The 11858-nt window shown below is 69.7% G+C and carries 9 protein-coding genes and 1 pseudogene; 7 read left to right on the plus strand and 3 right to left on the minus strand.

Annotation, left to right across the window (positions count from 1 at the left end):
• The 3 genes from CQ393_RS17770 to CQ393_RS17780 all read right to left on the minus strand — a co-directional run.
• A partial coding sequence (locus tag CQ393_RS17770) for a M56 family metallopeptidase (protein WP_228114658.1) occupies positions 1 to 1016 on the minus strand: 1016 nt, incomplete at its 3' end.
• A 3-nt stretch (positions 1017 to 1019) separates the two neighbouring features.
• Positions 1020 to 1406, minus strand: a complete 387-nt coding sequence (locus CQ393_RS17775; protein WP_153193632.1) for a BlaI/MecI/CopY family transcriptional regulator — start codon at positions 1404 to 1406, stop codon at positions 1020 to 1022.
• Positions 1407 to 1503: 97 nt separating this feature from the next.
• A complete protein-coding gene (locus CQ393_RS17780; protein ID WP_153193634.1) occupies positions 1504 to 2637 on the minus strand; it encodes a saccharopine dehydrogenase NADP-binding domain-containing protein in 1134 nt (377 codons plus the stop codon).
• A gap of 124 nt (positions 2638 to 2761) precedes the next feature.
• Here CQ393_RS17780 and CQ393_RS17785 point away from each other — a divergent pair, with 124 nt between their 5' ends.
• From CQ393_RS17785 to CQ393_RS18325, 7 genes and pseudogenes are all read left to right on the plus strand, one after another.
• A complete protein-coding gene (locus tag CQ393_RS17785) occupies positions 2762 to 3082 on the plus strand; it encodes a hypothetical protein (RefSeq protein ID WP_153193636.1) in 321 nt (106 codons plus the stop codon).
• Positions 3083 to 3195: 113 nt separating this feature from the next.
• Complete coding sequence (locus CQ393_RS17790; RefSeq protein ID WP_153193644.1) at positions 3196 to 3579, plus strand: I78 family peptidase inhibitor; 384 nt, start codon at positions 3196 to 3198, stop codon at positions 3577 to 3579.
• A gap of 223 nt (positions 3580 to 3802) precedes the next feature.
• Positions 3803 to 8257, plus strand: coding sequence for a glutamate synthase large subunit (gltB, locus tag CQ393_RS17795; protein WP_153193638.1), 4455 nt, complete (start codon positions 3803 to 3805; stop codon positions 8255 to 8257).
• A 131-nt stretch (positions 8258 to 8388) separates the two neighbouring features.
• A complete protein-coding gene (locus CQ393_RS17800) occupies positions 8389 to 9834 on the plus strand; it encodes an FAD-dependent oxidoreductase (protein ID WP_153193640.1) in 1446 nt (481 codons plus the stop codon).
• 282 nt (positions 9835 to 10116) lie between these two features.
• Positions 10117 to 10992 carry a methylglyoxal synthase gene (locus CQ393_RS17805; RefSeq protein WP_153193642.1) on the plus strand — a complete coding sequence of 292 codons (876 nt, stop codon included), beginning with the start codon at positions 10117 to 10119 and terminating at the stop codon, positions 10990 to 10992.
• Between the two features lie 34 nt (positions 10993 to 11026).
• Positions 11027 to 11558: pseudogene (locus tag CQ393_RS17810) on the plus strand (beta-ketoacyl synthase N-terminal-like domain-containing protein); the annotation flags it as partial.
• A gap of 69 nt (positions 11559 to 11627) precedes the next feature.
• On the plus strand, positions 11628 to 11858 hold a 231-nt coding region (locus CQ393_RS18325; protein WP_228114659.1), incomplete at its 3' end, for a hypothetical protein.

The following is an 11858-nucleotide window of genomic DNA, read 5'->3' on the forward strand; positions in this document are numbered from 1 at the left end:
CGCCCCGCCGCCGGTGCCCGCGGCACCGGCATGGCGACCAGGCGCATCGGCAGCACGCCGACCAGGGCCACGGCGGCGACGATCAGGCCCGCGCCCATGCGCGGGAAGGAGGACGTGTTCTGCAGCATGAGCAGTCTCCGCTTGAGGCTGAGGAAGGTGGGCGAGGCGCTGGCGAGGCCGGCGCCGGGCCGGGGAGCGACGCCCAGCTGCAGCAGCAGGCGTCCGTAGTGTTGGCGGCAATGGCGGTCGCCGGCGACGACGGCGGCATCGACCGCCGCTTCGCGGGCGATCGCGTATTCGCGGACCGCCAGATGCAGCAACGGGTGGAAGAAGAACAGGTGCTGGGCCAGCGCCGGCAGCAGGCCCCACCACAGGTCGCGGCGCTGCAGGTGCACCAGCTCGTGGGTCAGGGCCATGTCCAGGTCGTCGTCCCCCATGCGCCGAAGGTTGCGCGCCGGCAGCAGCAGCACCGGGCGCCACGGCCCCACCAGCTGCGGCGAGTCGATGGCCGCGCTGAGCATCAGCCGCGGCGCGCGGCGCAGGCCGTGGGCTTCGGCCGCCAGTTGCAGCGCGGCGTCCAGGCGCAGGTCGTCGCAGGGGCGCGCCATGCGCAGCAGCCTGCGGCTGTCGCGCCATGCCAGTGCGGTACGCAGCGCCATCACCGCCACGCCGGCCAGCCACAGCGCCATCGCCACGTGCAGCCACGACCAGCCGCTTTCCAGCGGCAGCGGCGTCATCACCACCAGCGGCGCCGCGCTTGCGGCCGGCGCGGCGGCGGCGGCCTGCGGCACCAGCTGCATGGCGTCCGGTGCCGGCAGCACCGGCAGCTCCAGCGGCGCGGCCCACAACAGGCCCAGCACGGCCTGCAGCGCGACCAGCCACCACAGCCCGCACTGGGTCGCGGCCGGCAGGCGCCGCACGCAGCGGCACAGCAGCCACACCAGCGCGGTCAACAGCACGGTCTGCACGCTGGTGGCGAGCAGGCGGTTACCGAGCAGTTCGAGCAAGGAATCCATGGCTCAGTCCTCCCGGCGCTGCGACTGCAGCCTGCTGACCAGCGCTTCCAGTTCGGCCAGCTCGTTGTCGCTGACCTCGGCCTTCTGCGACATCCACGCCACGAACGGCGAGATCGAACCCTGCAGGGTCTTCTCGACGAAGCTGCCGACCGCGCTGCTCACCACCTCCTGCTGCTCGGCGGTGGCCTGGTAGCGGTACACGCCCTCGTGCTGCTCGCGCTGCAGGTAACCCTTGGTGCGCAGGCGCTCCATCATGGTCAGCACGGTGGAGCGGGCCAGCCCCCGCGCCTCGCCGAAACCAGCGGCGACTTCGCCTACGCTGGCCGGCGCGTTTTCCCCGATGTACTGCAGCAGGGCCAGCTCCTGGTCCCCGATGGTCTTGCGGCGCATGGTCGACTCCGTGACTACATTTGTCGCCACGGTAGACATGACTACAAATGTAGTCAATAGCCCGGATGGCACTCCGACCTTCGCCAGGCTGAACGCTTCAGGTTGTGGTGCCGTCCTCGGACACCTGGCTGTCGATCCGCCAGCGGGCGAATTCGCCCTCGAACGCGGCCAGGTCCAGCAGGCCCAGGCAGGCATGCGCGCCTACCGGCAGCGGTTCGCCGCGCGCAAGCCGACGCGCCAGCAGCACCGCGGCGAAGGTGGGAATCTCCGGCCCGTGCAGCATCGGCGCGGTGAGATCCCAGTGCATACGGTGGGCGACGCCATCGCGCTGGCCGCGCAGGGTCACGCGCATGCCGCCCAGGTCGGTGCCGAACCGGTCGAACCAGCGCCCGGCGTGGGCGAAGGCGCCAGCCAGCCTCGCCATCGGCAGCGGCAGGCCGCGACGGCGCAGCCAGGCGATGGCGGCCAGGCCGCGTGACAGCAGCGGCAATTCCAGCGCGGCGCGGAAACGCACCGTCGCCACGCCCGGATAGCGCTGCACCAGCAGGTCGTGGTCGGGCACGTCGCAGGGCGAGGCCAGGCGCGGTGCGATGCGCGCGAACGCCACCGGCTGCGGATCGGCCCAGCCGACGACGCGCTGCCAGCGGCCGTCGATCCAGCACTCGAACGGCTGCCCGCAGTAGGACAGCACCGCGCGCACCGTGGCCATGCCCAGCGGCGTGGCCTGCGCCGGCGCGATCACGATATCGATGGACTGCAGTGCGTCGAAACGGCCACGCAGCGCATCGACCACCGCGCTGGACAGCGCCGGCAGGGTGCTGGCGCCGCTGATCGCGCTGCGTCCGTACTGGCGTGCGACCGCATCCAGTTGCGCGGGGAAATCGCGCACGAAGTCGCGGCCGTCGGCCAGGTCGATGTAATGCATGCCCGCCTGCAGACAGGCACGCGCGACGTCGTAACCCTGTCCCTGGAACGGGCCGGCGGTATGGATGACCAGGGCGGCGCCGGTGGCGCGCAGGTCGCGGGCGAAATCCGGGTCGTCCACGTCCAGCCGCCGGCATTCCACCCGCGCCATGTCCACGCCGGACAGGTTCGCCGCCGCCCGCTGCGGGTGGCGCCCGGCGGCGATGACGGCGATGCCCGGGGTGGCGGCCAGCGCACGCACGATGCGCGCGCCGAAATGCCCGTATCCACCCAGCACCACGATCCTGCAGTCTTCCTGTTGCGACATCGATCCACTCCGCGCGCGGCGATCACGCATTATCGGCGGGCATCGCCGTCGCGGGCGGCTTTCATCGTCCGCACACGGCGGCGGCGGCAGGCTCGGCACGTCGCCCTTCGCCGTGGAGTCCGCCATGTACCGCACCCTGATCCTTGCCGGCACCGTCGCGCTGGCCGCCAGCGCCTGCAGCAGCGCGCCCGTCGCCAGCGTCCAGCCCATCGACGGCGTCATCTCCGGCCAATGCCACACCGACAGGGTGATCGGCGCGACCGGCCTGGCCGCATCGCCGGGCACGATCGAACGCGCGCGCGTGGACAGCGACAGCCTGCACGTGCAGACGGTCCGCAGCGATGCACCCACGCCGGTCACGCCGGCGAGCGCCACCTCCGGCGGCGACCGCCTGACCATCGAGGTCGGCCGCAACAACGGCATCACCGCGCTGCGCTGCGGCTGAAATCCCGCTGACGCGCGCGGCCGGATGACGCGCTGCGACGATACACACCGGAAACCAGGCGATATGCTTGCCGCGTCTCTCAACGCACTGGAGTTCCGATGCGAATCCCGACGATGCCGCGCGCCCTGCGCCGCCCCACCGCCCTGATCGCCACGCTTTCGCTCGTGTTCGCGCTGGGCGCCTGCACCGGACCGGCGCCCGAGGAGCAGGAACAGGCCCTGGACCAGGCCAAGCAGGCCGCCGATGCCGCCGCCACGCCCGATCAGGCCGCCGCCACCACGCCGCCACCGGTGGGTACCTGCGACGCCAGCCAGGTCGAAGGCCTGGTCGGCCAGCCGTATTCCGAGGAACTGGCCGAGCAGGCCAGGCAGGACGCCGGCGCCGCCAAGGTGCGCATGCTCAAGCCCAACCAGCCCATCACCATGGAATTCCTGGGCGAGCGCCTGAACATCGAAGTGGACGACAAGAACCTCGTCAGCGGCGTGCGCTGCGGCTGACGGAAACCCGGCCAAAGCCTTGCAGGACAAGGCTTTGGTTGCTGCCGCAACCATGCGTTGCGGCACCGCAACAACTGTGATCTAGTCGAGCGCATCCGGTGGCCTCAACGTTGCGCTCCAGTGACGGGCATGCCGTGCACGCGTCAGCAACACGGCCGTGCATGGTGTGACGCGGTGGACGAGGGAGAGGTGTCGCCGCTCACCCGCGCACCACGAGGCACAGATGACCCTCCGCAATCGCCAGGGGCTCTACAACCCGCAAGACGAACGCGACGCCTGCGGTTTCGGCATGGTCGCGCAGCTGGACGACCAGCCCTCCCGCCTCCTTGTCGATACCGCGATCGCCGCGCTCTCGCGCATGACCCATCGCGGCGGCGTCGCCGCCGACGGCCTCACCGGCGACGGCTGCGGCCTGCTGCTGCGCAAACCCACCGTGTTCCTGCGGCGGCTGGCGGAGGAAGCGGGCATCGCGCTCGGGCCCAACTTCGCCGCCGGCGTGGTGTTCCTGCCGCACAACGCGCAGGCCGCGCAGCGCTGCCGCGATGAACTCGACGCGCAGCTGCGCGCTGCCGGCTGCCAGCCGCGCGGCTGGCGCGTGGTGCCCACCGACGCGGGCGTCTGCGGCGAGCTGGCGCGCGCCACGCTGCCGGAGATCGAGCAGGTCTTCGTCGATGCCGGCGCCGGCCAGAGCGCCGAACAGTTCGCGCTGGCGCTGTTCCTGGCGCGCCGCCGCAGCGAACAGGCACTGCGCGACGTCGCCGACTACTACGTCACCACCCTCAGCGCCGACGCCATCAGCTACAAGGGCATGGTGCTGCCGGACAAGCTCAGCACCTTCTACCCCGACCTGCAGCGCCACGAACTGGCTTCCAGCGTGGTGGTGTTCCACCAGCGCTTCTCCACCAACACCATGCCGCGCTGGCCGCTGGCGCATCCGTTCCGCCTGCTCGCCCACAACGGCGAGATCAACACCATCGAGGGCAACCGCCACTGGGCGCAGGCGCGCAGCAAGGTGTGGAAGACGCCGCGGTTCGACATCGCCGAATTCGACCCGGTGATCTCGATGCACGGCTCGGACTCGCAGAGCATGGACAACATGCTCGAGCTGATGGTGGCCGGCGGCATGGAGCTGATCCAGGCGCTGCGCATCCTGGTGCCGCCGGCGACGCAGTCGCTGGAGTTCAAGGATGCCGACCTGGCCGCGTTCTACGAGTTCTACGGCCTGAACAGCGAGCCGTGGGACGGCCCGGCCGGCATCGTCGCCTGCGATGGCCGCTTCGCGGCCTGCACGCTGGACCGCAACGGCCTGCGCCCGGCGCGCTGGATGCTCACCTCCGACCGCCATTTCCTGGTCGCTTCCGAGGCCGGCGTGTGGGAAGTGCCGACCGAGCGCGTCGTGCGCAAGGGCAAGCTCGGCCCGGGCCAGATGATGGCCATCGACCTCAAGCGCGGCGACCTGCTCGACTCGGACGCCATCGACCGCATCAACCGCGCGCGTGCGCCGTACAAGCAGTGGCTGCATCAGGGCGTGACCTACCTGCAGACCGAACTGATCGACCCGTCGCTGGCCGAAGAACCTTTCGACGAAGCCACGCTGCGCAGCTACCACAAGCTGTTCCAGCTCACCTCCGAGGAGGTGGAACAGGTGCTGCGGCCGCTGGCCGAGACCGGGCAGGAGGCGACCGGCTCGATGGGCGACGACACGCCCATCGCCGTGCTCAGCCGCCACACCCGGCCGCTGTACGACTATTTCCGCCAGGCCTTCGCGCAGGTCACCAACCCGCCGATCGACCCACTGCGCGAAGACTGCGCGATGTCGCTGACTACCCAGCTCGGCAGGGAGACCAACATCTTCCATGCCGGCCCGGAGACGGTGAACCACGTCATCCTCAATTCGCCGGTGCTGAGCCAGCGCAAGCTGCGCCAGTTGCTGAAGATGGAGCAGTACGTCGAGCGCAACCGCCTGATCGACCTGTCCTACAGTGTCGAAGAGGGCATCAAGGCCGGCATCGAGCGCATCTGCGCGCAGTGCGAGCAGGCCGCGCGCGAGGGCGTGGTGATGCTGCTGCTGTCCGACCGCTACCCGGTGCCCGACCGGCCGATGGTGCATGCGCTGCTGGCCACCAGCGCGGTGCACCACCATCTGTCGGCGCGGGGCCTGCGCTGCGACGTCAACCTGATCGTCGAGACCGGCACCGCGCGCGACGCGCACCACATGGCCTGCCTGCTCGGCTTCGGCGCCACCGCGGTGTACCCGTACCTGGCCTACCAGACCCTGTTCGACATGGGCCGGCGCGGCATCCTGCTGCTGAAGAAGGGCGGCGAGGTCTCGCAGATCGGGCGCAGCTACCGCAAGGGCATCTACAAGGGCCTGAGCAAGATCATCTCCAAGATGGGCATCTGCACCGTGGCCAGCTACCGCGGCGCGCAGCTGTTCGAGATCATCGGCCTGGACCCGGACGTGGTGCGGCTGTGCTTCCCCGATGCCACCGCGCGCATCGGCGGCGTCGACCTGGCGCGCCTGGATACCGAGGCGCGCGAACTCACCGCGCGCGCGTGGAACGAACTGGCTCCGGCCGAAGTCGGCGGCCTGCTCAAGTACGTGCACGGCGGCGAGTACCACATGTACAACCCGGACGTGGTACTGACCCTGCAGCGCGCCGCGCGCACCGGCAAGGCCGAGGACTGGCGCGCGTACATGGACGCGGTGCATTCGCGCCCGGCTTCGGCGCTGCGCGACCTGCTGCAGCTCAGGCCCGCCGCCACGCCGGTGCCGCTGGACGAAGTGGAACCGGCCGAGGCGCTGTTCCGCCGTTTCGACACCGCCGCCATCTCGCTCGGCGCGCTGTCGCCGGAAGCGCATGAAGCGCTCGCCATCGCGATGAACCGCCTCGGCGGCCGCTCCAATTCCGGCGAGGGCGGCGAAGACCCGGTGCGCTACGGCACCGACAAGCGCAGCAAGATCAAGCAGGTCGCTTCCGGCCGCTTCGGCGTCACCGCCGAGTACCTGGTCAACGCCGAGGTGCTGCAGATCAAGGTCGCCCAGGGCGCAAAGCCCGGCGAGGGCGGCCAGCTGCCCGGCCACAAGGTCAACGAGCTGATCGCCCGGCTGCGCTACGCCAAGCCGGGCATCGGCCTGATCTCGCCGCCGCCGCACCACGACATCTATTCCATCGAGGACCTGGCGCAGCTGATCTACGACCTCAAGCAGGTCAACCCGGACGCGCTGGTATCGGTGAAGCTGGTGTCGCACGCGGGCGTCGGCACCATCGCCGCCGGCGTGGTCAAGGCCGGCGCCGACCTGATCACCGTGTCCGGCCACGACGGCGGCACCGGCGCCTCGCCGATCAGCTCGATCCGCTACGCCGGCGTGCCGTGGGAACTGGGCGTGGCCGAGTCGCACCAGGCGCTGGTCGGCAACGACCTGCGCGGCCGCACCATCCTGCAGACCGACGGCGGTCTGAAGACCGGGCTGGACGTGGTCAAGGCCGCGCTGCTGGGCGCGGACAGCTTCGGCTTCGGCACCGGCCCGATGATCGTGCTGGGCTGCAAGTACCTGCGCATCTGCCACCTCAACAACTGCGCCACCGGCGTGGCCACCCAGGACGAGCGCCTGCGCGAAGGCCATTTCACCGGCCTGCCCGAGCGCGTGGAGAACTTCTTCCGCCTGCTGGCCGAGGAAGTGCGCGGGTGGTTGTCGTACCTGGGCGCGCGTTCGCTGGACGAGATCGTGGGCCGTACCGATCTGCTGGAGCAGCTGGAAGTGTCGCCGCGCGAAGGCGTCAAGGTCGACCTGTCGCGCCTGCTCGCACCGGCCCGCTACGAAGGTTCGCATTGCGCAGCGCAGCGCCTGTATCAATCGCCGGACAGCTTGGCCACGCAGATGGACGACCTGCTGGCCGACGCCATCGCGCACAAGCACGGCGGCGACCACCGCTTCCTGATCCACAACACCGACCGCTCGGTGGGCACGCGCCTGGCCGGCGCCATCGCCCGCGCGCACGGCAACCACGGCATGGACCAGGTGCCGTTGAACCTGCGTTTCCGCGGCACTGCCGGGCAGAGCTTCGGCGCGTTCAACGTCGGCGGCCTGAACCTGGAAGTGGAAGGCGAAGCCAACGACTACGTCGGCAAGGGCATGGCCGGCGGCCGGCTGGTGGTGCGTCCGCCGCGCGGCGCGCGCTTCGAGGCGCGCAATACCGCCATCGTCGGCAACACCTGCCTGTACGGCGCCACCGGCGGCGAGCTGTTCGCCGCCGGCCGCGCCGGCGAACGCTTCGGCGTGCGCAACTCCGGCGCGCTGGCGGTGATCGAGGGCGCAGGCGACCACTGCTGCGAGTACATGACCGACGGCATCGTCGCCGTGCTCGGCAAGGTCGGCCTCAACTTCGGTGCCGGCTTCACCGGCGGCCTGGCCTACGTGCTGGATATCGACCGCGATTTCGTGGACCGCTACAACCACGAGCTGATCGACATCCACCGCATCTCGGCCGAGGGCTTCGAGAACTACCGCCAGCACCTGCACACCCTGATCGGCCGCCACCGCGAACTGACCGGCAGCATCTGGGCGCAGCAGATCCTGGACGAGTTCCGCGACTACGTCGGCAAGTTCTGGCTGGTCAAACCCAAGGCCGCCAGCATCGAATCGCTGGCCGCCGCCCTGCGCAACGCCGCCTGACGCCGTACCAGATCCACGTAGGAGCGGCTTCAGTCGCGATGCTTTCTGGCAAGGCCCTTCGCGGCTGAAGCCGCTCCTACGAAAGCCAGACCAGGCATCCGCCTGCCGGATGCGCCAGCCGAGATTCCCCCATGAGCCGCAAGCAAGCCTTCCAGTTCCTCGATCTCCCCCGCACCATGCCGCAGCGCATTCCGGTGGAACTGCGCACGTCCGGCGACTGGGGCGAGCTGTACGGCAGGTTCGACAAGGCCGAGGCGCAGTACCAGGCCGGCCGCTGCCTGGACTGCGGCAACCCGTACTGCAGCTGGAAGTGCCCGGTGCACAATGCCATCCCGCAGTGGCTGCAGCTGGTGCAGGAAGACCGCATCCACGAAGCGGCGACGCTGTGCCATTCGACCAACCCGCTGCCGGAAGTGTGCGGCCGCGTCTGCCCGCAGGACCGCCTGTGCGAAGGCAGCTGCACGCTGGAGGAATTCGGCGCGGTGACCATCGGCGCGGTGGAGAAGTACATCGTCGATACCGCGCTGGCCACCGGCTGGAAGCCGGACCTGCATGCCGTGCAGCCGACCGGTAGGCGCGTGGCCGTCGTCGGCGCCGGCCCGGCCGGGCTGGCCTGTGCCGACCGCCTGGCGCGCGCCGGCATCCAGGCCGTGGTGTTCGACCGCTATGAACAGATCGGCGGCCTGCTGCAGTTCGGCATTCCCAGTTTCAAGCTCGACAAGGACGTGATCGGGCGCCGCCGCGAGATCCTCGAGGGCATGGGCGTGGAATTCCGGCTGGGCGTGGAGATCGGCCGCGACATCACCGTCGAGCAGCTGCAGGCCGACTACGACGCGGTGTTCCTCGGCACCGGCGCCTACCGCTACACCGACGGCGGCCTGATCGGCCAGGACCTGAAGAACGTGCTGCCGGCGCTGCCGTTCCTGGTGCAGAACAGCCGCATCGTCAGCGGCGACGATCCCCACGGCCGGCCCATCGCCGGCTGGGAAGACCAGATCGCCCTGCCCGACCTCAACGGCAAGCGCGTGGTGGTGCTGGGCGGCGGCGACACCGGCATGGATTGCGTGCGCAGCGCGATCCGCCTGGGCGCCGCACGCGTGACCTGCGCCTACCGCCGCGACGAGGCCAACATGCCCGGCTCCGCGCGCGAGGTGGCCAATGCCCGCGAGGAAGGCGTGCGCTTCCTGTTCAACCGCCAGCCGCTGGCCATCGAAGCCGGCGCCGACGACGAAGTGATCGGCGTGACCGTGGTGGAGACGCGCCTGGGCGAACCCGACGCGAACGGCCGCCGCAATGCCGAACCGATCGAAGGCAGCGAATCGCTGCTGGAAGCGGACGTGGTGATCATCGCTTTCGGCTTCTCGCCGACGCTGCCGGAGTGGCTGGCGGCGCATGGCGTGGAAGCGACGGGCAACGGCCGCATCGTTGCCGGCGGTTCCGGCCGTTTGCCGTACCAGACGCACAACTCCAAACTGTTTGCCGGCGGTGACGCAGTGCGCGGCGCGGACCTGGTGGTCACCGCGGTGGCCGAAGGCCGCGACGCCGCGGCCAGCATCATCAAGCTGCTGCTGCATTGAGCCGTGCTTTCAGCGGCTACAACCTCAAGTACGACCTGTCTGCCACAGGTGCATGCGATCGAGGCCCCGGCTTCGCGGTGGCGAGCGTGCTGGGCGGCAAAGGTTCTCTCCCGTCGGGTGGGGCCAGTTCGCGAGCCACCGATCTGTCCCCACTCGAACGCCCTCGCGTGGGGCGGGGCGAGAGGAAAGCACCCGATGCATGACTACGCATGCTCGGCTTCTCCAGAGCACCGTCATCTCCAACACGTAGACTCATAGTTCCCCAATTCCAGCGAGATTCCCATGCGCATCGGCCTGGCCGCCAACCGCCTGCACCACGAACGCGCCGATGCCGCCCTGTTCCGCTGGCTGCGCGCCAGCGTCAACGGCATCCGCGAGCTTGGCATCGAACTGCGCGCCGTTGGCCGTACCCATGACGCCATCGTCGCCGCCTTGCCACCAGGCGGCCTGCCCGGCCTGGAGCGCTACCCGAACGGCCGCGAAGGCGGGTTGATGAAACTGGTCGCCGAGATCGTGGGCATGGGCTCGCCCGAGCGCACGCTCGATGGCGCGATCTACCTGATCGACCCGGTGGATCCGTCATCGGTATTCCCCGAGGCCATCGCCCTGAAGCGGCAATGCGTCATCCACGGCAAACCCTTCATCTCCACGGTCGCCAGCGCCCGCGACTGGGTCGAAATGGAGCGCATCCATGCCGGCCTGCCCGCCGATCCGGGTGCAGACGACCTGCATGACTTCGACGGCCAGACCCTGGCGCTGATTGCGCACGACGCCCGCAAACCGCAGATGCTGGCATTCGCCGCCGAGCATTTCGACGTGCTCTCGCGGTTCGGCCAGCGCATCGGCACCGGCACCACCGGTCAACGTCTCAACGAACTGGCCTGGAGCCGCGGCTGGCCCCGCGACCAGGAGTGGATCCACCGTTTCCAGAGCGGCCCGCTCGGCGGCGATGCGCAGATAGCCGACCGCGTGCTGGAAGGCCGCTGCCAACGGGCCATCTTCTTCGAGGACCCGCACGTGGCGCGCCAGCACGAAGCGGACATCCAGCTGCTGGAGCGCGCGGTGACGACGGTGACGGACGAGGCGGTATGCATCACGGCACCCAATCTCGCGGCGCGCTGGGCCGTTGCCGCCAGCGAGCGCACCCGGCGCGGCTGACGCCGTTGCTTTTCTGTACGCGGCAACGGCATCGATCGCCGGCTCCGGGGGCGGCTCCAGCCAGTGGCAGGTGGAAGCGGCCGATCTGCTGCGCAACCGCGGCGTGCGCAAGGTCGGCCCGTACATGGTGCCGCGCACGATGTGCTCGACGGTCTCAGCCAACCTGGCCACTGCCTTGAGCATCAAGGGCGTGAGCTACTCGCTGTCCGCGGCGTGCGCCACGTCGGCACACTGCATCGGCGCGGCGGCGGAGCTGATCGGCCACGGCGCGCAGGACATCGTGTTTGCCGGCGGCGGCGAGGACCTGCACTGATCGATGAGCGTGATGTTCGACGCCATGGGCGCGCTGTCCACCGGCTTCAACGACACACCGGCCTACGCGTCGCGTCCCTATGACGCGAACCGCGGTGGTTTCGTCATCGCCGGCGGCGCGGGGCATGCTGGACGAGCGTGCGGAGGGCTTTCCGATCCTGCGTCAGACGCGCGAGGCGCAGCTGGACACGGTGATGTCCAACAGCTTCGGTTTTGGCGGTACGAACGCCACCCTGGTATTCGGCCGGGTGTGATCTTCGCGTTCGAGTGATGGGATTGAAGCAACGGCGCCTTTTGGCGCCGTTGTCGTATGCGCGGCCGGCATGGTCCACCGCCAGGGCTGCACCCCGCCTGTCTTTGCTTGTGAGGATCCTGTACCGGCCCAGCGGCCAAACCTGCAGGTGTTCGCTGCGGCGCAGAGTGCAGGACACCAAGAATCCATTTCCATTCCGCCCAAAAGCAAACCCCCGCTGCGCAAGCAGCGGGGGTTTGGGGATAAAAACCCTGGCGATGACCTACTCTCGCATGGCTTGAGCCACACTACCATCGGCGCA

It is taken from the genome of Stenotrophomonas sp. MYb238, from assembly GCF_009496535.1.
Lineage (GTDB): Bacteria > Pseudomonadota > Gammaproteobacteria > Xanthomonadales > Xanthomonadaceae > Stenotrophomonas.

Bases quoted from the DNA above. Each gene is read 5' to 3' on its own strand.
- CQ393_RS17775 (WP_153193632.1), bottom strand. From the start codon at position 1,406: ATGCGCCGCAAGACCATCGGGGACCAGGAGCTGGCCCTGCTGCAGTAC.
- CQ393_RS17780 (WP_153193634.1), bottom strand. From the start codon at position 2,637: ATGTCGCAACAGGAAGACTGCAGGATCGTGGTGCTGGGTGGATACGGG.
- CQ393_RS17785 (WP_153193636.1), top strand. From the start codon at position 2,762: ATGTACCGCACCCTGATCCTTGCCGGCACCGTCGCGCTGGCCGCCAGC.
- CQ393_RS17790 (WP_153193644.1), top strand. From the start codon at position 3,196: ATGCCGCGCGCCCTGCGCCGCCCCACCGCCCTGATCGCCACGCTTTCG.
- gltB (WP_153193638.1), top strand. From the start codon at position 3,803: ATGACCCTCCGCAATCGCCAGGGGCTCTACAACCCGCAAGACGAACGC.
- CQ393_RS17800 (WP_153193640.1), top strand. From the start codon at position 8,389: ATGAGCCGCAAGCAAGCCTTCCAGTTCCTCGATCTCCCCCGCACCATG.
- CQ393_RS17805 (WP_153193642.1), top strand. From the start codon at position 10,117: ATGCGCATCGGCCTGGCCGCCAACCGCCTGCACCACGAACGCGCCGAT.